At 67.3% G+C, this 22,572-nt stretch carries 22 protein-coding genes; 1 reads left to right on the forward strand and 21 read right to left on the reverse strand.

Annotation, left to right across the window (positions count from 1 at the left end; translation table 11 throughout):
* The first annotated feature begins 90 nt into the window (after nt 1-90).
* Entirely contained in the window at nt 91-1,356 is a 1,266-nt protein-coding gene (locus CH268_RS00935) for a restriction endonuclease (protein ID WP_094661983.1), read from the forward strand.
* Nucleotides 1,357-1,422: 66 nt separating this feature from the next.
* On the opposite strand, the gene CH268_RS00940 is transcribed toward CH268_RS00935, so the two are convergent.
* The 21 genes from CH268_RS00940 to CH268_RS01040 form a co-directional block, all read right to left on the reverse strand.
* Complete coding sequence (locus CH268_RS00940; protein ID WP_094661985.1) at nt 1,423-2,997, reverse strand: hypothetical protein; 1,575 nt, start codon at nt 2,995-2,997, stop codon at nt 1,423-1,425.
* The gene (locus CH268_RS28115) at nt 2,994-3,773 is read right to left on the reverse strand and encodes a DUF4913 domain-containing protein (RefSeq protein WP_255182259.1); all 780 of its coding nucleotides are present in this window, start codon (nt 3,771-3,773) and stop codon (nt 2,994-2,996) included. The genes CH268_RS00940 and CH268_RS28115 overlap by 4 nt, the downstream gene beginning before the upstream one ends.
* The gene (locus tag CH268_RS00950) at nt 3,770-5,635 is read right to left on the reverse strand and encodes a type IV secretory system conjugative DNA transfer family protein (protein WP_094661987.1); all 1,866 of its coding nucleotides are present in this window, start codon (nt 5,633-5,635) and stop codon (nt 3,770-3,772) included. The genes CH268_RS28115 and CH268_RS00950 overlap by 4 nt, the downstream gene beginning before the upstream one ends.
* Before the next feature lie 22 nt (nt 5,636-5,657).
* Complete coding sequence (locus CH268_RS28120; protein WP_255182260.1) at nt 5,658-5,789, reverse strand: hypothetical protein; 132 nt, start codon at nt 5,787-5,789, stop codon at nt 5,658-5,660.
* A gap of 187 nt (nt 5,790-5,976) precedes the next feature.
* The gene (locus tag CH268_RS00960) at nt 5,977-6,360 is read right to left on the reverse strand and encodes a hypothetical protein (protein WP_141215064.1); all 384 of its coding nucleotides are present in this window, start codon (nt 6,358-6,360) and stop codon (nt 5,977-5,979) included.
* A gap of 62 nt (nt 6,361-6,422) precedes the next feature.
* Nucleotides 6,423-7,001 (reverse strand): hypothetical protein, encoded by a 579-nt coding sequence (locus CH268_RS00965; RefSeq protein WP_255182261.1) that lies wholly within the window; start codon nt 6,999-7,001, stop codon nt 6,423-6,425.
* A complete protein-coding gene (locus CH268_RS00970; RefSeq protein WP_441346957.1) occupies nt 6,998-8,701 on the reverse strand; it encodes a peptidoglycan DD-metalloendopeptidase family protein in 1,704 nt (567 codons plus the stop codon). Before CH268_RS00970 ends, CH268_RS00965 begins: the two co-directional genes overlap by 4 nt.
* Nucleotides 8,701-9,018, reverse strand: coding sequence for a hypothetical protein (locus CH268_RS00975; protein WP_094661994.1), 318 nt, complete (start codon nt 9,016-9,018; stop codon nt 8,701-8,703). Before CH268_RS00975 ends, CH268_RS00970 begins: the two co-directional genes overlap by 1 nt.
* Entirely contained in the window at nt 9,015-10,910 is a 1,896-nt protein-coding gene (locus CH268_RS00980) for an ATP-binding protein (RefSeq protein ID WP_094661996.1), read from the reverse strand. Before CH268_RS00980 ends, CH268_RS00975 begins: the two co-directional genes overlap by 4 nt.
* Before the next feature lie 55 nt (nt 10,911-10,965).
* Nucleotides 10,966-12,459 (reverse strand): SCO6880 family protein, encoded by a 1,494-nt coding sequence (locus CH268_RS00985; protein ID WP_094661998.1) that lies wholly within the window; start codon nt 12,457-12,459, stop codon nt 10,966-10,968.
* Between the two features lie 178 nt (nt 12,460-12,637).
* Nucleotides 12,638-14,197, reverse strand: coding sequence for a hypothetical protein (locus tag CH268_RS00995; protein ID WP_094662002.1), 1,560 nt, complete (start codon nt 14,195-14,197; stop codon nt 12,638-12,640).
* Nucleotides 14,188-15,069 (reverse strand): hypothetical protein, encoded by an 882-nt coding sequence (locus tag CH268_RS01000; RefSeq protein ID WP_063217010.1) that lies wholly within the window; start codon nt 15,067-15,069, stop codon nt 14,188-14,190. The genes CH268_RS00995 and CH268_RS01000 overlap by 10 nt, the downstream gene beginning before the upstream one ends.
* Nucleotides 15,066-15,725, reverse strand: coding sequence for a hypothetical protein (locus CH268_RS01005; protein ID WP_094662004.1), 660 nt, complete (start codon nt 15,723-15,725; stop codon nt 15,066-15,068). The genes CH268_RS01000 and CH268_RS01005 overlap by 4 nt, the downstream gene beginning before the upstream one ends.
* Nucleotides 15,722-16,078 (reverse strand): hypothetical protein, encoded by a 357-nt coding sequence (locus tag CH268_RS01010; RefSeq protein ID WP_094662006.1) that lies wholly within the window; start codon nt 16,076-16,078, stop codon nt 15,722-15,724. Before CH268_RS01010 ends, CH268_RS01005 begins: the two co-directional genes overlap by 4 nt.
* Entirely contained in the window at nt 16,075-16,368 is a 294-nt protein-coding gene (locus tag CH268_RS01015) for a hypothetical protein (protein WP_008720862.1), read from the reverse strand. Before CH268_RS01015 ends, CH268_RS01010 begins: the two co-directional genes overlap by 4 nt.
* A 113-nt stretch (nt 16,369-16,481) precedes the next feature.
* Entirely contained in the window at nt 16,482-16,769 is a 288-nt protein-coding gene (locus CH268_RS27510) for a hypothetical protein (RefSeq protein WP_141215065.1), read from the reverse strand.
* On the reverse strand, nt 16,766-17,323 hold the full coding sequence (locus CH268_RS01020) for a hypothetical protein (protein ID WP_094662008.1): 558 nt from the start codon (nt 17,321-17,323) through the stop codon (nt 16,766-16,768). Before CH268_RS01020 ends, CH268_RS27510 begins: the two co-directional genes overlap by 4 nt.
* The gene (locus tag CH268_RS01025) at nt 17,320-18,087 is read right to left on the reverse strand and encodes a hypothetical protein (protein WP_094662010.1); all 768 of its coding nucleotides are present in this window, start codon (nt 18,085-18,087) and stop codon (nt 17,320-17,322) included. Before CH268_RS01025 ends, CH268_RS01020 begins: the two co-directional genes overlap by 4 nt.
* Nucleotides 18,084-19,028: a hypothetical protein gene (locus tag CH268_RS01030; protein ID WP_094662012.1), complete on the reverse strand. Its 945-nt coding sequence runs from the start codon at nt 19,026-19,028 to the stop codon at nt 18,084-18,086. Before CH268_RS01030 ends, CH268_RS01025 begins: the two co-directional genes overlap by 4 nt.
* Nucleotides 19,029-19,165: 137 nt before the next feature.
* The gene (locus tag CH268_RS01035) at nt 19,166-20,479 is read right to left on the reverse strand and encodes a hypothetical protein (protein ID WP_094662014.1); all 1,314 of its coding nucleotides are present in this window, start codon (nt 20,477-20,479) and stop codon (nt 19,166-19,168) included.
* A 29-nt stretch (nt 20,480-20,508) separates the two neighbouring features.
* Nucleotides 20,509-22,110 carry a cutinase family protein gene (locus tag CH268_RS01040; RefSeq protein ID WP_094662016.1) on the reverse strand — a complete coding sequence of 534 codons (1,602 nt, stop codon included), beginning with the start codon at nt 22,108-22,110 and terminating at the stop codon, nt 20,509-20,511.
* Nucleotides 22,111-22,572 lie beyond the last annotated feature (462 nt).

A 22,572-nucleotide genomic window follows, 5' to 3' on the forward strand; every position in this document is an offset into this window, starting at 1 on the left:
GAGTGATCTACTTGAGCTACTGGCGTCGTAGCAACCGGATAGTTGATTCGGTGGCTGCGGCGTATTTCTAAACCGAAAGGCCCTCTGCACATGACGCGTACCGACGAAACATGGTTCCGTCTCCGAGAGTGGACGCAAGGCCAAACTCCATCGGAACGGCTCGCGGCGCAAGTTCTCCACGCGGAAGGGTACGAAGGCATCGATCCCTCGCACCCGCTAGGTGGCAAGGACGGCGGCAAGGACGCTGTTGCCACCAAGGACGGCAAGAGCTGGGTCATGGGTGTCTACTTCCCAAGAGGCCAGCAGTCGTTGGGGACAATCAAGAAGAAGATCACCGACGATCTGGTCGGAGCCAGAAAGCAGAAGCCAAACGGATTTGTGTTCGTCACCAACCAAGAGCTGACCTTGAGCGAACGCGCGGACATGGAAGCACTCGGTAACGGCATCGTCGTCGAGCTCTATCACCTCGAGCGAACCATGCACGTCATCGATCGGCCCGGTATGGCCCAAATTCGCAAGCAGTACCTCGACATCGATGCAGATCCCCTGCCCATTGATGTAGAGCTGTCCATCGATGGACCCGCCCGCTACTTCTCCGACAGCGACGTCGCACGAGAAAAGTTCATCGCCGTCATCGGCGATCGCGAACGAAGCCGCTTCGACGAGGCGGATGCGGCGGCAAGAAAGAAGTCCCCGCTGGGCGTGGCACCTATATATCTGCCGAGAGGCTTCGGGCCGCTCGACGACTCGCCGCCCCCGCGTACAAGAGCACAGCTCGATGAGCGACTGAAGAGATGGGCAGAGGAGGTAAGAAGAAGCTGGACCGACAGTGAGCAGTATCTAGCCGCTATCGCATGGCCAGGGTTGCGATTGCGTCTACGAAACGTTGGGCGCGTCTTCCTCAACGATGTTCAAGTCATCATCACCATCACAGGTGCACAGGGACTCGACTGGGAAGAGCGCGACGCTTTCGAGCTCGGCGAGTTCGTTACTCCGTTCAACCCGCCGCGCCGGTCTGCGCTCGATTCGGTCTTGATGAGCTCGGCAGTGGACTACAGCAAAGGGCTGCAACTTGCGGATGCTCCCCTCACTTGGGAGAACACCGACAATCAGACCGTCACCATCACAATCGACCTCAAACACCTGCGACCGACCCCGGCGTGGCAGAGCGAGGCCGACATCCTGATGCTGCGCGCTGTCGATGACACGGCGACCTCGTTGACCGCCGAGTGGACTGTCACCGCGCAAACGTATGGCGACTCCTACAGTGGACCAGCGATCGCGATACCGGTCGAGGCGGTGACCATCGCGGAAAGCTACCAAACGGCGGTGGAGGCGCGGCCGGATCGTCGCTGACCCAAGACTCTCTGAAAACCGAGAGCCCGCCTCCCAATGGAGGCGGGCTCTTCTTAGAGAACGTGCTTATCGGTCACCTTTCTCGGTGCTGACTTCGACGCCGGCGCTGCGGTCGCCCTTGCGGGCCTTCGGTGATGAAGATGCGCCTGCGACGGGAGCGCCGATCGGGTGGGCGTTGTCGCGATCAGCGGCGAGCCGGGCTGCGATTGCGTCCGGATCGACGCCGGCGGCGTTCAGCGTCGCCGTCAGTGCGTCGCGGCGTTCCTTCGAGTCGTACTTGAACGGGACCGCAGGCGGCGCTAACGCGGATATGACATCGACGTGGGGACGTCCTGCGGCCGTCCATTCCCCGATCAGTTCCGTTCTGGCAGTGAGGTAGTCCTCCCGGTTCGCCGACGCCTCGCTCTGCGCGAACTGAGCTGCAAGTGCGGGCGCGTGGTCTGCGGCCCATCCTTTCGACTGTGCTACTTCCCAGCCGGTGATGATGGTCTCGCGGGCAGCGTCCTGGCGGCGGCCGACCGTGTCGACGTAGCGTTCGGCGTCGCGTGGAACCGCTTGCTTGGCCCACTCCAACGCGTCCGCGAATTCCTGCTGTTCGCGGGGAGAGGGTGCGGGCTCTTGCGCGAGCTGCGCGGTGGCCTCGCTCGTCTGGCGGCGGTTGGCCGACTTGTCGATCGCGTCTGCCTGCGCGATCGCAGCGGCGGCGTCGACTCGCTCTCGGGTGCCTTTGTCGTCGGCGCGTTCCTTGTCGCGTTCGGCGGTGACAGTGCTGATGCGGGCTGCGAGGTCGTCCGGTAGGCCGGCGAACGGTCGGGCGTCGATGCCGTAGCGCCGGGAGATCTGATCTTGCATGTGGGCGATGCCGTAGGCGCTGCCGTTGTGGACGAACTGGTCGTGAATTTCCGCGATCTGGTGCTCCGCGGCCATCTCCCACCACCAGTCCTCGTAGGCGAGATACAGCGGAGGGATCGGGCGGTTCAAGCCGGCCGCGTCGGAGTCGGTGCAGAAGTACTCGGGCGTCCAGTCGCCAGTTTCTTTGTCCCGGGCGAGGTAGACCGCCCAGTGAGCGGGTGCGGCGTCGATGGTCTCTCGATCGACGTTCTCACCGCTGGCTTGCCGGAGGTCCCAGGTGGGAATGAATCCTCGGCCGGCGGGACGGTCCTCGACGACGGTGAAGCCGCGCTCGGTGAACGGCTCGGATGCCTTCTCGCGGGCGATGCGTTCGTTCATGACCGCCTCGACCTTGTCCGCGACGGCTGCTCTGTCGACGCCAAGCTTGCTGGTGTCGATTCCGTGCCGCTGCGCTAGTTGCTCGTCGAGGTGGGTGAGAGTGTCGGCGGCGAGCGGTGATTGGTCCTTCCACGCGTACGCGGTGCGGTAGGTGTTCGCGAGGATCTCCGGGTTTGCGGCAGTCCACCAGCGCGGAGAATGAACCGGACGTAGTTGCGCCTCAGCGGAGGCACGTTCGGCACGTAGTCGAGCGGTGAGGGCGGCAGCGCGTTGCTCGCTGTCCTGTTGTGCCTGGCGGAGTCGGTTCTCGCGTCGACGCGCGATGTCTTGTCCGGCGAGCATGGCGACCTGCAGGGTGGTGCGGAGGGCCCGGGCGAGGTCGTCGGTCAGGGCGTCGGTGGGGTGAGTCATCGGTGTTCGTCTCCTTCGGATGCGGCGGGTACGAGCTCAGGTGCGGGCGCGGCGGTTCGCGGATCTGCGGGTGTTCCGAACAGGGCCGGGTCGGGTGGATCGGCGGGCAGCGGCGGCAGGGACGTCTTGTGTCCGTGTTTGACGCTGCAGGCGGAGAACGGGCCTTGCGGGTCGAACAGCTTGCTCATGTGGTGGTCGGCGTGATCTCTCCACCACACGCTCATCCCGGTGTTCGGGTCTTGCCTCAGGTGCTCCCATGCGCGCCAGAGAGCGTCGAGACGGCGGTACGCCTCACCGTGCGCCCACCACTGCGGGCACCATTTCCTGCTGTTGCCGTCGACCACCTCGCGGCGATAGTGCGGCCGGATCATCTCGTCGACGAAGTCGAGCAGGGTCTCGTACACCGGCTTTGCTTCGGCGTTGTCGGCGTCCGCTTCGGCTCGACGTGCTGCTTCCTCGAGGTGCGCCGCCAGTGCGCGTGCCGTGGCGGTCTGCATCCGTTCGTACAGCTCGGGTGTCAGGGCCTCCTCGAACTGCGCCTCCGCGATCGTGGCGAGTTCTTTGCTGATGCGTCTGTTCACGCTGTGCTCGACCAACGCTTGCAGGCTCGGTGGCAGCTCGCCTATCGACGCGTATTTCGTTGCGTCGTCATCTGTCTCGTTGCGCGGGTCGAACGGCGGGGCTTCCTCGAACGCGGGAAGGTCGTCGTAGGGCGGGGGTTCGTCGGGCGGCGGGATCTCGCTCAGCGGATCGAAGTCGGGATCGTCCTCGCTCATAGCGGCGTGGCTTCGGTTCCGCTGAACTCGGGTGTCTTGTCGAGTCGGACGGTGCCGGCCCGGTCGTCGTCGGCGGCCTTATCGGCTCGCTCCTGCGCGGCGGCCACGGCGTCGGCGTACGGGCCGTTGCTCCATTGCACCGTCTTGATCAGCACCGGCAGGTTGCCTGACGAGCGGACCAGGGCACGGCCGCGGGGGAGGGCTTCGAGTTCGGCTTCGGTCAGGGTGCGCACCTTGGTTCGCTGTCGCGATTGCGACCCACCGCCTCGTCCGGACGAGACCGATCCGGAGAGTTCGTGGTGATCGCCCACGGCGGTGGACATGTTGCGCAGGAACGGTCCGTCGTCGACGGCGACGCCGCCGCCGTAGACCTTTACGTTCGCGGCCGACCACAGCGCTTTCATGCCGTCCTCGCCCCAGCACCGTACCCCCTGCGACCACGACTGCAGGATGGACATGATGATGATGCCGCGTGAGCCGAAGTGGCTGTAGAGGCCGGGAAGCTCCTGCCAGCGAACGACATTGGCGACTTCGTCGAGGGCGAACAGGACCGGCGTCCGCAGACGCCCGCCCTCGATCTCGCTGGCGTAGTCGAGGATCTCGTCACACACCGCGACAGTGAGGGCAGTGACCAGAGGCCCGACCGACCCGACACCTTCCTTCGACAGGCTGTACAGGGTGTCGGTCTTCGACCGCGCGAACGTGGCAGGGTCGAACTCGGGCCGGGTGTCGCCCGGTCCGGTCCGCTCGATCCAGGGGTGGACCGAGCTGAGCTTGAGGCAGTTGATCATCTTCTTCGCGGTGGTGAACACGCCGCTGCGTTGCTTCGGGGTGGCGTTGTAGTGCGCTGAGAGGCCGTCTGCCATCAGGGAGTAGCCGCCCTCGCGGAGCAGCTGGATCGGCTCGAGGTTCTGCTCGTCGGTCACCCACCGGTACACCTGGGTTATTCCATAGCGGGAGGTCGCGGCGGCGAGAATCAGCGATGCCAGCAGGTCCTCGCCCTCGGGGTCGAAGAACGAATCCTTGCTCGCAGCTTGACCGTCCGGGCCGACAGCGAACTGCTTGGCCAGCGCCGCGGCTTTGCGTTCGTGCACCGACACGTCCGTGAATACATCGTCGATGTCATCGGCCGCAGCCGTGGTCGCGGTCTCCGATCGCACCCAGGACAGTGGATCCCAGAACCACGTCGGGGGTTCGTGCGCCACCCTCTGGGGATCGAAGACGCGGATGGTGCCGACCTCGGCGCGGTATGCGCGGGTGATGTCGACGACGTCGCGCTTGTTACTGGTGGTCAGCACAGACCCGATCGCGGCGAGGATCGCCGGAACGACCCGGGAGGTGGTCTTACCGGTACGCGGACCCCAGATGTCGACGTGCGTGGACTCGATGTCGGCGTACAGCCTGGCGTTCGTTCCGACCATGACGCCGAGCGGCACCCCGGGCGGGCAACCCTTCTCGATCGGGGTTCCGAGCCTGTCTGCCGCTGCGCGGCAGGACTTTTCGGTCAACGACCGGACATCTTTGATGGAGGCGAGGTATTTGGCGGCGTCGTCGACGCGGCTGCGGCCGGCGCGGCGACGGGCGAGGCCGACCGCCACCGCCCCGAGCAACACCAGCAGCAGGAGCGCGAAGAACACTGCGACGATGGTGGCACCGGTCGGCCACACCAGATCCCCGGTGTAGAGCTGGGAGACGACGTCGGCGGGGTTGGCGGGCACGTTCTGGTCGGTATCGGACAAAGCGCTGCCCAGGTGCAGCGACACCGATGCTCCACCGCCGACGAGCACAGCGGCACTGGCGATTCCGCCGAGCAACCACATGGTGGCCGTGTCGTTTGTGGGGTCTTTGACATCGTTGTTCATGATGGTTCTCCTTTGGTGGAGTTCATCGGGGCTCCTCGATCGTGTTCGGTGGGGTGTCGTGTTGTGGGGCGGTGGTCGAAACATTCTGTAGGGCTGCTGCTTTGGCGATCAGGACCGTCCAGTGCACGATCGCGTCGTCGGTGGGGTGGGTCATCGGTAGTTCCTCCCGTCCTGTCCGGCAGCCAGTCCCGGTGGATGTGGTGGCCGGACGTGCCGATGTGTGGGCGCGTAGTCGGAGAACAGGCGCGCCCGGTGGATGCATTCGGTCGTGTTGATTCGGCCCTCGTCGGCCGAGATGTGCTCTAGGCGTTCGGACTTGTGCTGGTGGCGATCTCGCTCGATCATGATCGAGCCGCCGCGTCGAGTGCGCCCAATACGATGACCGTCCACAGGCACCATGTACCGGCGGCGATGGCGAGCAGTTTGAGGGTCGATCGCAGGGCAGTGAGCGGCCAGTCTCGGCCCCGCTGGTAGTCGACGACGACGGCGATCAGCGATCCGAAGGCCACCGCGCACACGGCGACGATCACTGCCCACCACCCGCTGTTCACGGCACCGCGCACCGCGGGATCGTCACTGGCTGCGATGGTGTCGACGGCGGTGGCGGGGAACGGGATGGTCCATACCGCCCACAGCACCAGGGCGGCCACCGCGCAGGCAGCCCAGAGCCGGAACCTCCCCACTGCGTCCAGGGGGTGAGTGTTGGTCGAAGGTGTGATGGTCACGGTCGGTGCTCCTTTGTCCGTCGTGGTCGAGCGGGTGATGTGCTGGCGTGGTGGTGGTTCGGTCATGTGCGGTACCGGAAGTCGGAGAGCTTCCATCCGTTCGGGGTGGTGATGACCGTTGCCCGCCACGGTTCGGCGGGCCGCTGTGTCGACGAGCCGTCGGCGTGGAGGACTCGTTGTCGGCATTCGAGGTCGACGATGACCGTCCGCATTCCGGCCGGCGGGGCGGTGGCACCCTCGACGGGCCAGCAGGTGGCGGTGAGGGTGTCTTTCGAGCGGGCCCAGGCGTCCCACTCCCTGTCCGGACGTAGCGCGGTGGTGCTCTGGGGTGCATCGAGGGTGTCGATCAGGGGTGTGGTGATCCACGGCCGTGCGCGGGCGAGCGCGTCGGCTTTGCTGTCGTCGACGGCGGGTTGCCAGGACAGAATGGCGTTCATCGCTGTCGTCGCGGCACCGGAGGCATCCAGGCCCGCGGGGTCGAGCGGGTCGATCTGGACGTGTGCGTCGGTGCCTTCGGGGATCGGATCGGAATCGGGTGAGCCCCCGCAGCCGGAGATGGCCAGTACTGCGGCCGCGGTGATGCCCGCGGCGAGTGCGCGGCGTCGACGAGCCGGTGAGGTGCCGCGAGTGTGGGCGTTCATGAGTTCTGCTTCCTGTACTTGGCTTCACCGGCGATGATCTTGTCGGCGTACGGGCGGGTCTGAACGACGTAATCGGTGGAGCCGGTGGGGAATCCGCCGGAGGAGAGCACGGCTCCTTCGCCGGCGTTGTAGCCGGCGAGATAGAGCTCGGTGGGTCCGTTCGGTGCGGACACGCGGCCGTCTGCGATACCGGCGTCGATGGCCTTGGCGATATCGCACATGTACTGGCCCTGGGCCATGACCGCGTCCCCGATGGAGTTGACGTCGACGCGTCCGTCGCCGTCGTAGTCCTTGCCGTAGGTCGCCCAGGTGCCCGGCATGAACTGTGCGGGCCCACCGGCACCGGTGGAGGAGACGGGAGCGTTTGCGCCGTAGGCGAATCCGTTCTCGGCGTCGAGCTGAGCGGCGATGAGCGAGGGCTTGATCTGCGGGCAGATCCCGCCTGCTTTGCGGATCCACGGCTCGAACTCGGGCGGGACCGATCCGTCGGCGAGATCTTCACCGAGGCCTCCGCCGGCGACGGTGCAGCCCGGGCTCGTGGCCGCAGCGTTCGATCCCGCCCCGCCACTGCCGGGCAGCTGTCCCCAGACAGTGCCGGCGTCGTCGAAGCCGGAGGCGTCGACGGTGATGTGGACGTGATTCATATGGTTTTCGTTGTCCGAGCCGCGGTCCTCCATCAGCGAGGGCTCCTGGCCGGGGAAATGGATGGTCTGACGCCAGATCGCATACTCGAGGTGGAAGAAGTCGGCGTTGGCCATGACGTAGTCGAGGACTTCGTTGCCGAGCGCGACGCCTTCGCCGGAGGAGTAGTTCGGGATCATCGCGTCGACGGCGCGGCCCTCAGGGTGATCGGTGGCCGCTCCGCCGTTCGCGCGCCACCCGCCGAGGGAGTCGAGCCGGTCCCCGAACTTCATGGCCAGGGCGCGCATCAGGCGTTTGGTGCCGACCTGCAAGTTCGCTTCCGAACCCATCGACGCCGGTGTCGGGGCCGAGAGGTCACCGCCGCCTGCGGTAGCGCCGGCGAGCTGGTCGACCGGGGCAGCGGGAGCAGCAGGGGCGGACGGTGCCGGACTCGGCGCAGCGGGAGCCTGTCCCGGTGCCGGGGCGGCTTCGTACTGGGCGAGGGGGTCGATGGCCTGCCCGCCGGCGTGGCCACCGTCCCAGATCTCGAAATGCAGGTGCGGGCCGGTGGATTGGCCGCGGTTGCCGATGGTGGCGATGAGCTGCCCGGCGCGCACGGGTTGGCCGGCGGCGACGGTGAAAGTGTCGATGTGGCCGTAGACGGTGGAGATGGTCTTGCCGTCGATGACGTGGTCGAGTACGACCCACTGCCCGAATCCGGACGCGTCGCCGGCGGCGTTGACCGTGCCGTCGGCGGCGGCGTAGATCGGGGTTCCGATCGGGCCGGCGAGATCGATGCCTTTGTGCATCGAGCCCCACCGCATCCCGAAGCCGCTGGTGAACGTCACTTGGGCGGGGTCGACGGGTTTGATGAACGACCCGGGCGCAGCAAGGAGGTTGCCCTGCGTCTGTCCGGTCGCTCTGCTGCCGGGCATGCAATCGAGTGCCCCGATCGCGGCCTGGTCTTCTTCGTCCTGCGCGAGGAAGGCCATCATCACGACCAGGCCCATCATCGCGGCCACGACGGCAGCGAGCACGCCCGTCACGGCCGACGAGGAGGAGGACGACGAGGACGCCATCAGCTGGTCGCCGTCCCGAACATCGACCCGCTGGTGCGCCCGGCGGCGAGTCGGTGGTTGAGCTCGGCTGCGGCTTCGAGGGCGCGGCGCAGTTCGAGGACCTGCTCGAAATCGGCGCGCGGGCGCCGACCGGAGTCGTTCACCCACCCGCGGACCGTCGTTTCGGCGACGTCGAGGTGCTGGGCGACGACCTTGCAGGCCGCGGTGAACGATGTTCCCTTCTCGATCGCATCGCAGACGGTGCCGATCGCTGCATCGCGGGTGGCGTCGTCGACGATCCGGTACTTGCGGCGCTCACCGCCACCGAACGCGGTCATCGGGTCACCGCCGCACGGCGCTGCTCTTCGGCGGCCGCGTCGAGCCGCTCATCGGTGTCGTGGATTCCCGACTTCTTCTCGGCCGGGGTCACCCACACCCGGAACGGGACACCGGGACGGCCGCCTTCACCGAGCTTGAGCAGGAAGTGCCCCATCCCGGAGGGTGGCTGCTTGACCGCTTCGAGTGGTTCGGCGATGCGGTCGGTGTCCTGTGCCTGGAAGTGCGCGTCCTGTTGCGGGTCGACGGCGTCGCAGTACCGAGCTTCGCTGTCCTGGTGCACCCATTCCGGTGTCTGGGTGCCGGCGAGGTAGAGCAGCGACCGTGAGCAGTGCTTGCAGCGAATCCGCGCCGCGGTCATCGCGGTCGCGGCCGAACCCAGGTCGGCCGAGTCCGACCAGTTGGTGAGCATCGTCTTCTCCCGCTCGGAGAACTGCATGACCTCCGAGAGGCGGGCGACCTCGCTGCGCGGGATGGGGCCGATGATGCGGGCGCGGGAGCGCTCGAAGAACCCTGTCGCACCGACTTTTTCGAGGTCGGCCACCGAGTGGCTGACCGCGATGACGCCGACGCCTTTGGTGCGCTGCAGGCGTTGAACACCGTCGAGGCGGTCGACCATCGTCGGACCGCATGAGAGGACCTGCCAGAGCTCGTCCATCAGGATCGAGAACGCCAGGTGTGGGCCGTTGCCGCTGGTGGCGCGCAGGTGCGCGGCGTCGACGGCAGCGAAGCACTCCGACCAGCCCGAGACCAGCACGGCGGCACGCATCAGGGAGTCGCCTTCGGGGACGGCGGACATGTCCAGGCAGGTCGACGGGTTGTCGATGTCGATCCGGACGGTGGTGTTCGAGTCGAACGTTTCCCCGAATCGGCCTTTGGTGAGCGCGCGCAGGGTCCGGAGCAGCGGTTTGACCTGCCCGCGGTACTCTTCGGCGCTGTCCGCGACGACGTCGTTCTGCAGCTCGTCGGGGCAGCTGTCGACGAGGTCGAGTAGGTCCGACAGGCGTGCGGGCCGCTCGACGTCGTGTCCGCGGCCGCCGTCGGAGACGGGTGTGTAGAGCAGTCGGATACCGGAGTCGATGACCGCTTCTTCGTAGTCCTGCAACGGACTTCGGCGGACGATCTCGCACAGTGCCAGCACGAGGTTGACCTGACGGAAGTGCAGCGCGAACTCGTAGCGGCGACGCAGATCCGGATCGATGGTGATGTACCGGGCCAGAGCGACCCCGATCGGTCCGGGATCGAGGGGATTCAACGAGCCTGTGCCGTAACCGACTTCGTTGACGCCGGTTGTGCAGACCGCTTCGGTGAGCTTACGGCCGTCGGGCTTGACGTCGCCGGGCCACATCACCCGGATACCGGCGGCGATGTCTCCCAACGCGATACGGCGCAGCAGGGTCGACTTTCCGAATCCGTTGAGCGCGATGATGATGCACGCCGGCGCGGTGATCGCGCCGCGTTCTTTCGCAGCGAGCGGTGAGAATCCGACCGGAGCGCCGGTCGACAGGTGCGGTCCGAGGATCGGCCCGAGGATCGGTGCGGAGGCACCGAAGATCCACGGATACAGCCCCGCGACCTGCTTGGTAGTGCCGCGGTACTCCACCGGCGGCAACACGATGGCCATGCGGCCGCTGCTCGCGCCTTTGAATCCGCGCGCGTCGGATTCGGTGAACCGCGCCGCGTCGGTGCCGTCACCGAGCAGAGCCAGGTCGCGGTCACGGTTGCGGCGGTGGTTCGCGTCACGGTTGAGGCGGGCACGCAGCCAGAACGCGGTGATACCGGTCGCAGCCGCGCACCGCCGTTCGAGCGCGGTCCGCTCCTCGTCGGACATGACCTTGTACTTGTCGACGCGGGTCGATGCGGGCTTGGGCGGGCGGGCGTGGGTGGTGGGCACCGGGGCGGTCCTCTCGATCGGTCGACAACGCAGGAGTGGTGGCGGTCGGCGTGAATCAGCCGTCGGCCAGGCGCGGCAGGGAGGTGTGTTCGGGTGCCGAGACCCCGACCCCGAGACCGACCGCGAATGCCGCGTCCTGCCAGTAGTTGCTGCGCCGCACCGACAGCAGGGCCTGGACCGAGACGTCGCGCAGGATGGCATCGATGCGGGGGACGTCGGTGGTCTCGGCGGGTCCGGTGACGGTGATCAGGACCGCGAAGCGGGTCATACCGTGCCCGAGGGACTGTTCCTGCTGGGCGAGATTGGCGGCGCGCTCGTCGTTGACGTCGCTCATGTTGTCCAGGCCGGTGCGTCCGGATCGGCGGGCGCGGGCGTTGCGGTAGTCGCTGGCGGCGACATCGGCGGCCTCGCCGGCGGGGTGGACGCGGTAGATGATCGTCACCCGCTTGTGCGGCAGCTCGGCGTGCGGGCGGATGAGGCGTTCGAGAACGCGTTCGGTGACTGCGCGTTTCGGTGCGGCCCGCATTTCCCAGGTCACCGACACCGCGCCGTCGTGCAGGTAGCGATCGCGCATGCGGAACGCCGTGCGGGGCCCGCAGTCCGCCCAGTTCAAGCCCGTGCCCTGACCGGAATAGAGAGCGGCTTCGACGGCTTCGAGAGCAGCGGGATCGTAGGAGCGGCGCACCGTTCCGGCGACCTCGTCGGCGGTCATGGGGGTGCAGATGACCCCGGCAGCGGCTGCGGCAGAGGTGATTTCGGGAAGTCGACGGGCGATCTCGACGGCCTGCTCCGTGGGGTCCTTGCGGCGCTCGTCGGTCTGGGCCTCGAAGGTGATCGCCAGACGCGCGGCCATCCGGACGCCGCCTTTGGCGGTGCCGGTGGCCGTTTCGTACATCGACTGGCGCGCGAGCTCGGGAGCGTCGCGCCGCACGCGGCCCCGCACGGTCTCCATCAGCACCGTGCCGGTATCGGGAACGGTTTCGAGTACTGCGGCCACCAACGGGATGTCGGAGACGTCGCCGAATGCGGTGAGCTGCTGTCCCCAGTTGTTCACCGCGCGGTCGAGGTGTTCCTGGTCGAAGTTCTCTCCGCCTTGCGGCTCGGCGGCGAGCTCGACGGTGTAGATGTTCTTGTCGGGCATGTGGATCATCGAGAACGTGCGGCCGGCGGAGTCGATCGCCTCGTAGAGGTCGGTGCCGGCGAGCACACCCGGGAGTCTCAGCATTCCGCCGGGCACCTTGGAGAAGGCACCGGAGGCGTAGGTGTCTTCCCCGCGACGGCGCGAGGTCAGAGCCGAACGCCAGCCGGAGAATCGGCGGTGTCCGCTCTGGCCGTCCTTGTTCATCACCATCGGCACGAGCACCACCGCGCCGGCCGCGACGACCAGGCCCGAGGCCATCAACGACCGCGTGAACAGGTACGTGGCGATCATGGCCACGGCCACGCCCATGCCGATGATGGTCACTGCGAAGCTCACACCGAATGCACCGCCCGAACGCGGCAATCGCCACGCGCCGTAGGTGGTCGGGACTCTGCGCTCGCTGCTCATCGAATCGTCCTGCCCGGCCGGTCGGTGACACCGATCGCGGCCGCCACACGGCGGGCGGCAATCCAGAACGCTGGATCCTGCTGCCATCCGGCTGGTCGACGAGGCACCAGCGTTGCACTCGATGCGATCGACCGATCTACCCCGGCGGATAGCTCATCGCGGTTGTCGCAGTGGTGGTTCATATCTGAAAGCCCCTGTCTTCGTTGGTGTTTCCCAGGTTGCGGTCGGCTGCTCCGTCGACGCCGGACCCGAAGGAATCCGGGGCCGATCCACCCCCGGCGGCCGGTCCGCCGGCGTCGGTGGCCCGCCCTGCTGTCTCTGCGCCGGAATCGCCTGCACCGGTACCGCTGGGCATCGATCCGCCTCCGCCGCCTCCACCGTCCGATCCGCCGCTGCTCGGCCCCGAGCTGTCACTTCCGCCGCCGCCTCCACCGGAGGGGCCGACACCGAAGGACGCGGGAACCGATCCGGACGAGCTCGACGGAGCCCATCCCTCGACTGCGCCGCCGCCGGCCGCGCCGCCCGCTGCGCCGCCGGCCGCGCCCGCACCTGCGCTGGCACCGCCGGTCGCGGCCATGCCGCCGATCTGGACCGCGGCACCAGTGAGAGCGGCAGCGGCAGCGAGACCGCCTGCACCGCCCGAGGTTTCAGGAAGCAGCAGCTTCATCAGCGACGGCAACACCAATGCGGTGCAGGCCAGCAGGAGTGCTCCGACGACGGCGGTCATGATGCCGCCGTCGGCTTCCTGCGAGGGTGCGGACTGGGCGAAGAGCATGGCCGAGATTCCGATGACGAACGCGCCGACCGGCTTGAAGAGTAGGAACGCCAGCGTCCAGGCGATGAGGCGGTCGTATGCGCCCGCACCGATGCGGGTTCCGCCGGCGGCCGCGACGATCGGCAGGAACGCCGACACGACGACGAGCATGCCCATGCGCATGATGAGCAGGAACGCCATCAGCAGACCGCCGAGGATGCCGATCAGTCCGATGACGAACAGCATCGCGATGCCGCCCGATCCGGTGAACACCGTGATCCGCACCATTGCTTCGACGAGCTTGGCGGGATCGTCTCCGACGGTGGAGGTGATGAACCAGCTACTGACCCCGTCCGATATCCGGGTGCCGATGACCACGAAGAAGCCGATGGAACCGGAAATGATCGTGGCACGGGCGAGTTGGCGGAATCCTTCCTCCGAGACCTGCCGAATTGCTCCCGATCGGGCGAGGGCGAGTTTGCCGCCGAGCAGGATGATCGAGACGATGAGGAACGCCAGCTGGATGTCGTAGGTGTAGCCGCCGACCGTGGACAGCACGCTCTGGAATGCCTGTTCGTTCTGGCCGGGGATCTCGATCCACCAGCCCAGAGCGAATTTCAGGGCCGCGCCGCCGGCCTCACCGAAGCTCAGACCGGCTTTCTCGAATGCGCCTTCGGCGACGTTCTTGACGGCGTTGATCGGTGCTGCCGCGACGTCACCTACCGCGTCGAGGCAGCTCGGCGCACTGTCGGTCACGCCCGTCGCATTTGCGATCTCACTGGCTATGGCGACGCCGAGCCCGACGGCGTTCGAGCACGTCGAGGCTGTGGCGGCGTTCTCGACGAATGACGGGTCATCCGGCGGCGGGTCCTGTGCGGCCGCGATGCCGGCGTTACCCGCGACCAGCGCGAAAACAGCAACGAACATGAGCGTGGAGCGCAGCAGGTAAGTCAGAAGCGTTCGGGGCTTGTGGGTTACCACCATGTCAGCCACCCCGGCTCGAATGGCGTCTGGTCGGCGGTACCGCCGACGGTCGATCCCTGGGGGGAGTTCAGCGGTCGGACCTGGATGACCCATCCACGGTCCTCGCGCCAGATGAAGTCCGAGAACACGCGCCGGTACTGGGTGGAGCCGTCCTTGAGGGTGGCGGTGTAGCCGAACGAGACGCGGGTGAGGGCGTCGGTGTAGTTCAATTTCAAGGAGGGCAGGGCAACGTATGCGGAGCCGTCCGCGACGGACCCGAGAACGCCGGTGGCGTTGTAGCGCTTGGCTTCTGCGATGGTGCCGGTCGGATCGTCGGCCCGACCCGACGCTGCGATCATGTCGATGCGGTCGTTTCCGCCGGTGAAGTAGGCGATGTAGTGCGCCGCAGCCAACGCCGCACCCTGAGGGGTGTGGCTGAATCCTGTTGCCACACCGGAGGAATCGATAGCAGTCGGCCCGTCCGAGGTGGAGAACGGCAGCACCATGTTGCCGTGCACCCGTTGAAGCATCACCCCTTCCGGAGCGGTCTCGGGCGTGCGGCCGGCGGGAGGAGTCTTCTGCTCGAGGACGACCCCGTTCGGGTCCTTCGGGACGTAGACCACCCGGTCGAGGGAATCGAACTCGGGATCGGGCTCGAACAAACCGGCAGTGTCCTGCGGGGTCACCTGCGCCGCGGTGCCGCCGTCGTCGAGGGGGACCAGGGGTGTGTCCTGGTCGCGGGAGAGGACCACCAGGCTCACGGCGAGACCGGCGAGCATGATGACCACCACCATCCCGACGCCGATCCAGCCGACGGTGCCGATGCGCTTGCCTTCCGGCTCGGTCGGTTCTGTTGCAGGCGTGGGGTTTTCGTCGTAGTGCGGCTCGGTCATTGTCTGGTTCCTTCCAAGTCGACGATGTCGTCGGGAAGGGTAGCCAGATCCTCGACCGGGTTGGTGTCGCTGACCGGGAGGGTGAGCTTCCAGTCATCGCCGGACCAGGTCACCGGGGTCAGAGTCGAGGCCAGCGAGTCGTCGGGGAAGCGCTGGACGATCGAGACATCGGCGGCGTCGCCCGAGTACTCCTCGATCATGTAGCCGACGATCTCGGGGGCGACGGAAGGATCGATGCCGCTGGTGGAGACCAACGCTCGGTTGCCGGCCCACAGGTCGCGGCCCTGGCCGGGAACGGTTACAGCGGGCAGGATTTCCGCCCAACGTCCGTCGACGGCGGTGGCAAGCTGGACCGATTGGTCGATCGCGGCCAGCGCTGCCCCTTGAGGGGTCTGGGTGTAGCCGGCGAACGGTGCCCCTGGGGACGAGGTCGGGCCGTCCACTGCGCCCAGGGGCACCGCAATGCTCCCTGCTGTGGTCCAGGAGGCGATATCGGGGGCACGGTGAATATCGATGCTCGGTGCTGCGGGAGCATCGCTCTGCGGCTCCGTCTCGTCGCTGCCGCACCCGGCCAGCAGGAGGCCGACCGTGATCGCGGTGGCCGCACCTGCGGCCAGGTACCGACGGCCCGTGCGGGAGTGAGTGGCGATGGTCATTGTCCGCCTTCCAGAGGTGGGTTGATGCGTTCGATGTCGTCGACGACGGTGGGGTTCGGTTGCGGATCGTTCGAGACGGTGCCGGTCGCGTCCAGTAGGGCCGCGGCGATACCTCCGGCGGCGACGGCGGCGAGTATCCAGCCGATGACTGCGGCGAAGAACTCCGCCGAGACAGGCGATTCGACCCCGGGGGTGTGCTGGTGATCCCAGGCCATGCGGGCACCGACGAAGATGATCTTTCCTACGCAAGCCACCGCGACGAGCCCGAGCATCCACCCGAGGGCGGTGTTGATGTTCTCGACGACATCGGCGGGCATGGCCAGGACAGTCCCGCCGTCGGTGGCCCCGGTCATCCGCCGGCGACGGCGTTGAGGATGGCGTTGGCGCTACCGGAGACGATCGCGCCGACCAGAGCGCCGAGGAGTATCTTCGGGGCTTGGATCGAGCCCTGGTTCCACTTCTCCCAGGCCATCTTTCCGCCCGAGAACACGATCGCGGCCATGCAGGCCAGCAGCACTCCCCACAGCAGCCAGTTCAACAGTTTGAGCAGTCCGTTCGCGCCGGGCGGTAGTTCGGCGGTGACGTTGAATTCGATGGCCTGGACCGAGAAGTCCTGCACGGCCTGTGCGGTTGCGAGAATCATGGGCGATCATTGAGCCTTTCGTGTCGTGTTCGGTGAAGCGGTGAACATCGGTCGCATCAGTACTGCGGTCCGAAACCTGTTGTGAGGCAGCAGCTGTGCGCCGAGTGCGGCCGTCATGCGATCCACCCCATGAGCTCGTAGGCGGCAAACGAGGTAAGGAAGCAGACCGCGGCACCGATCAGCATCTTCGTGTTCTCTGCCCCGCGGCCGTCCTTGTGTTTCCAGGTCCATGCCATGCGCCCCATCGAGAACGCCACCGCCGCCACACAGGCGATGGAAATGACCAGCATCAACCCTCGAACCGTCGGCAGTGTCGTGACTGGCCCGGTTGGTGGGGGAGACGTGCTCTCGGCTGGGTGCAGCAGGACCTGAGCGAGCAGAACGGCGGTTTCGGCGTTCACGAGGCGACCTGTCCGGTGAACAGTGCCGGGATGCGTGCGTGTACGGCGTTGGTCAGGGCGATGCCGACGGTGTGGATATCGGTCGGTAGTGCTGGGTTGGGGGCGGTTGCGTCGGCGGCGAGAGGATGCCAGCGCGGGAGCCGATCCACAGACGCCGACAGCAAGCTTCGGTGCCATCCGATGTGCCAGGACTGCTCGAACGCCCCGCCGACGACGTCGCGGTGTTGGCGTATCGGCTTGTCCAAGGTGGGGGCCGACGCGACGGTGATCAGCCCGAGGAGTTCCGATCCGGCTCCGATCTCTCCTCGCTGGTGTGCGAGAGCGAGATTCTGAGCGGCAGTGAGCGATTTGAAACTGTCGCGCGCGACGATGACGACGTACGGAGAGACCCGCTCGCGGTCGTCGCCCGGTGGCCACGATCCTTCGCTGTCAGCGGTGAAGGACCAGAACTGTTCTAGGGTGCTCACCCCTGCCTCGCGGGTGGCACCGAGCAGCCACAGCGACGGTGAGATCCACTGCCCCGCTGAGTCGGTGGTCTCGATGGTCTCGGTCATGCTTGCTCTCGCTTTCGTTGCTGGTCGGTCTCGAGGTCGGCGGCGGCGAGTGAGAGGGCCAGCGCGGCAGATGCGGCGGTGGACCATGCGGCCGTCGTGGCCGGGGCGACGCGGCGGTGATCGAACATTCCCGGTGCAGCGAGGGCACTGTCGAAGGGCACCTCGACCAGTGCGCCGAGAACAGGGCTCAGCCCGGTACGGACGGCGGTGAGATCGACGCTGCCGGCGGGGATGGTGTGGGAGATGACCACGACGGTGCGAGCGAGCGCAGTCGCCCCGTGGGCGGCGCGAATGTGCTCGAGGCGTCCTCGCAGGCGGGTGAGTGGTTCGGCGCGTGCGATGGCGGTCAGGACGAGCACGGCCTGTCCGCGCAGGCTTGCCACGCGGGGCGCGTCGAGCGCCGTGCCGACGTCGTAGATGCGCGCTGCGCCGCGTGAGGCGAAAATGCTGTCGATCAGGGTGAGGTCGCTGCGGTCCGAGGTCGGTCCGCACACCGTTGCGTTCGAGGTGGTGGCCGCGCTGCTGACGGGTAGGCCGGCGGTGACCGGGTTGTCGAGGGTGTGCGCGGCGGCGCGCTCGAAGAGGTTGCCGCCGTCGGTGGTGGCGTCGGCCACCACGACCGGAAACTTCGGTGTGGTCATGGCGGTCGCGAGCCCGAGCGCGGTGGTGGTCGACGAAGCGCCACCTGCTGACGACCCGACCACGATGCAGACCTGCTGCGGCGGTGGGGTGTTGCCCGGGCGGATGGGAACCACAGTGCTCACCGAACCTCCTCGACGTTGCTGATGGCGTAGTTCGCGCCGGTGCGCACGGTGGTGATCCGGGAGGCGATGGCCGATTCCGATCCGGACGGTGTCCGCAGCGCGAGTGCGACGGCATGAACGTCCGGGTTGTCGGTGGCCGCGATCGTCACGCAGTGCTCGGTACCGGCCGGGGTGCGGTCGATGACGGCCTGGATGCGTTCCGGTGGTGCCGGAGAGACCATGAGGGAGGCGACGGCCGCGCCGGAGCGCTCCACGTAGTAGGCGTGCTCGAACGCTGCGATGACATCGACCGGGTTTCCGCGTCCTCCGGCAGCGTCGGTGGTCGTGGCGTCGGGGGTGCTGGCAGCTGTGCAGAAGGGAGCGGGGGCGGCGCTGGTGGGTGCGGTGGTGCTCGCTCTCGGTGCGGCGGTCGGGGCAGCCACCACGGTCGAGTTCGTAGGGTCGGGTGCGTCGTCCTGGCCGTTGACGACGACGACGGCACCGATCAATGCGGTGGCCGCGACGCCGGCAGCGACGATCCACGTCGGGGAGATCCGTCGACGCGGGCGCGCGGGCGATGCCGGGAGCTGCGGGGTCGCGTCGTCGACGGGGGGAGTCGGCGCGGGCGCGGTGCGGCGGCGGCGGAACCGGCGTTGCGGCTGGTCCATCACGAGGCGGTCGGCCGGGACGTGTGCGGCGACCCAGTACGGAACGGGAACGGTCTCGGGGGCGATGTCGCCGAAATCGGCATCGGCATAGTCGTGTTCGGTGTCGAGGTCGTGTGCCGGATCGGTTGTGGGGGAGTTGTTCTCGCCTACTGCTGGCATCGCCGGTAGCGGAGGTTCGGGGGTCGTCGACGGGTGCACGGCGGAGTCTGCGGCCGGCTGCCACTGCGAGTGGTCGAAGTTTTCCTGGGGGTCAGGGAACAGCATCGTGCTGTCGCGGTGATTGTCGGTCGCCATTGTTTTCTCCTGTGTCCCTGAGACGTTCGATGAGAGCGCGAGGGGTTCGGGTGGAGTGGGGAGCTTCGGGAAGGCCGGTTCCGGCCGCGTGCGGGTCGGTCGGAACGCGACCTTCCCGAAGCAGGTCACTGGGTAGGTCAGGCAGGCACTGCCGGAGCGAGCGGGTTGGACAATCCGGCGGCCGCGAGCGCGTTGTCGATGGCAGCGAAGGCGGGTGCTGCATCTGCCACAGCGGCCTGCACCACAGGCGTTGCGTCGGCAACAGCGGCTTGTACCGCCGGGGTCGCGTCGGCCACAGCGGCATCGACGGTGTCGAGTGCTTGCTGGCCACCGGCGATCTGTGTCGTGACGAATCCGCGTGCGGTGTCGACAGGGTTGTCCGGAACGGTCCAGACCGGGGCGGCCTGCTCGATGACCGGGGCGGGAGCCGGTGCCGGTGCCGGCGCAGGGGCGGGTGCCGGTGCCGGTGCGGGCTGCGGGAAGTCCGGCAGTTCGATCTTCTGCGGCTCACCGAGATCCCCGGCACCGTAGGTGGTTCCGAGTGCAACGCCCGTAGCGAGACCGACTGCGCCACCGATCGCGGCCGAGGGCACACCGCCGACCAGTGCACCGATCGCGGCTCCGCCTGCGGTGCCGGCGATACCGGTGGTGATCGGTGCGATGCCGGGGGCGATGGGGATCAGTCCGCCGGCGAGCGCGCCGCCGATACCGCCGATGGTTCCGCCGGCGAGCGAGCCGAGGACAGCACCGGGGACACCGGCCGCGACAGCGCCGGTGACCAGGCCTGCGCCGCCCGCGGCGATCTGAGCAGCACCGAGTCGCTGGGCGCGGTCGGTCGGGACACCGATCGAGCGCCAGAAGTCGGTCACCTGCGCTTCGATGACGGCCGTGGAGTTGTTGGTGCGGTCACGGTCCTGGTCGGTGAGCCAGCTGGGCTGGTCGGCGTAGAAGTCACCGATCTTGACCGTCTTGTCCGGTGCGGCGATCGGTGCGGTGGGATCCTCGATAGCGGTCGGGCCATGGAGGGTGTTCACGTCCAACGGAGCTGCGGGTTCAGCCGGTGCGGCCGGTTCTGCAGGCGCGACCGTGGTACCGGAGTTGTCCGAGGTCGTCGCCGTGCCGCTGTTGTTGGTGCTGGTGGAGTCGTCGTAGTACGCGTCCCAGGTCTGCCATTCGGTCTTGTCGTACTGCGCGGGCGGTGCCACCCAGTAGACGCGTTCGGGTTGCGGTGCGGGTGCGGGGGCGGTCAGTTCACCCTGTGTGGACGGTGCATCGGAGGTCAGGGGCCCTTGGGTCGACGGGGCTGCGGTGGTGATGTCGCCCTGGGTTGCCGGGGCGTCTCCCGGTGCGGCCGATGCGGTGCCGTAGCAGAACACGGCCATCACCGATGCTGCGGTCGTGGCGGTGGCGATTCGGGTCAGTGACCGGGTGGGAATCTTGTGAGTGCCCATGAAGGAGTGGACCTTTCGAGTAGGTGGAGCTATTGGACGGGGCTTGTGGCCGGAAGCGAGGTGACGCTCCCGGACGTGGTGGAGGGACGAGACGAGGGCAGCACCGAGGTAGTGGCAGCCGAGGTTGTGGGCGTGGCGGTGCGTGTCGTGGTGGAGCTCGACGGAGACGATGACGTCGTCGTATCGGTGGAACTGTCACCGAAATCGGCGGCGGCGGCCGCGAGCCAGTCCGCCACGAACTGTGTCGTCGATTCGCCCTGTGGAGTCGCCGCCGCAGTGCCGTAACCGGTATGTGCGGCAATGGTGTTGGCGTAGGAGGTCAACGCTGCGAGGTCGAACAGATCCTTGTTGGCCGTCACCTCGTTCTTGACGACGTTGAACGCCTGCTGCACGACCCGCTTCGATGTCGCAGGCGGAACGAGCTCGATCACGGCCTTGGCTGTCTTGGCTGCGATCACCGCGAATGCCGCTGCGGGATTGGACAAGCCGGCGGCGGAGACCTCCGCGATGGTCTGCGGCGTGATGACCTTCTTCGCCACCGACACCACCGCATTGACCGCGACCAGACCGACCTTGGTCAGCGCCGCGATCGCTTCCTGCCCGGTCGGAGGCGTTGCCTTCGGGTCCGATGCTTCCGCGAACCGCTGAGAGAGCGACTTCTTCGGCGCGATCGACAGGTTCTCGAGTGAGTTCTTCGGTACCGAGACGTCCTCGTTGATGACGTCGACCGCGACGCCGAACGACGTCGACGCCAACGCCATGCCGATGGACGACACGGCGCGGAACGGGTCACCGCCGACCTCTGCCTGGCCGGCGACATTGGTCACCGCTCGCGCGATCGGGGCGTTCGCGGGTGCATCGCACGCGAGGTCGCCGGTCTGGCACATCGACGCGACCCGGCCGCTCAGTGATCCGTAGCTCGACACGACGTCACTGGTCGGTCCGATTCCCGACCCGGCAGGTGCGGGCGCGGAGACCGGGGGCAGGTCCGAGACGTGGCTACCGGACGAGCCGGGCGCAGGTGAGGGGTCGTCGCTGCTGCTCCCGGGAAAGACCGGCGAACCGGCGGCCCTGGTCGGCGAACCGAACAGAGCGCCCACTGCCACCTTCTCGGCCGGGATTGCGCTGGTGCCGGCACCGATCGCTTCGAGAACATTCGATGCCGCGTGCGCACCCTGGCTGTAGCCGATGATGGCCAATCGGGTTGCCGGGCAGCTCGAGACGACTTTCTCGGCTGCAGCTTCGAGGTTGGCGGCTGCTTCCTCCACCGAGACGGTGTAGGGCTGCTGACCGCCGGGAACGGCACCGCCGAACGCGGCCGGGTACGGAACGTACGCGCGGTCGAGCGAGGAACCGATGACTCTCGCGGCCTCGAGCGCCGGGCCGAGGACCGTTCCGAGCATCCCGGTGTCGGCCTTGATCGGCGCATCCGGCGAGGACTGTCCGGTCCCCTGGACGGCGAGTGTGTAGAGGGCGGGGCAGCCGGTGACCAGTTCGTCGAGCCACGGCTGCTCTGGGCTGGCCGAGGCCGTCGCCGGCGTCACCAACAGGTGCGCCGCACTGACCGACAGCGTGCACGCTGCGATGGCCACCATCGCTGCGATGGATCTGAAACGAGTTCTGTCGGACAATATTTCGACTCCTGTCAAAACTGAGAGAAACTGCGGGGGCTGTGACGTCGACGACGCCGGAACGTGAAACTTCTGTATGTTTCCTGGTGGGTGCCAGGTCGATCGACACACGCTGGCACCCACGGCATGCTTGGAGAAGCTGTCAGCCGAAAAACAGGCCAAGGCTGCGCCAGAACCAGTCCTGCGTGAAGAGCCAAAGCATCGGTCGTATTCCTTTCTGTCAGTGGAGGTGTGGGAATCGGGTGGATGTCCCTCGGGGATCGCGCAGCGCTGAACATGATGAAATGCGCTCACTGCGCGACCCTCGCGCCGGTCCACCGTTCGAGCTACAGGACGTCGGGGAGTCCCGGTAGCTCACGAGTGGGACTGCCAGCAGAAGCCCACTCGGGTCGGGTTGCAGTCTGAACTGCCAGGTCTACGGCTTAGGGGTAGGAATGGATTGCTCGTTGCGGGATGTGGGTG

Source organism: Rhodococcus sp. 06-1460-1B (genome assembly GCF_002258475.1).
Taxonomy (GTDB): domain Bacteria; phylum Actinomycetota; class Actinomycetes; order Mycobacteriales; family Mycobacteriaceae; genus Rhodococcoides; species Rhodococcoides fascians.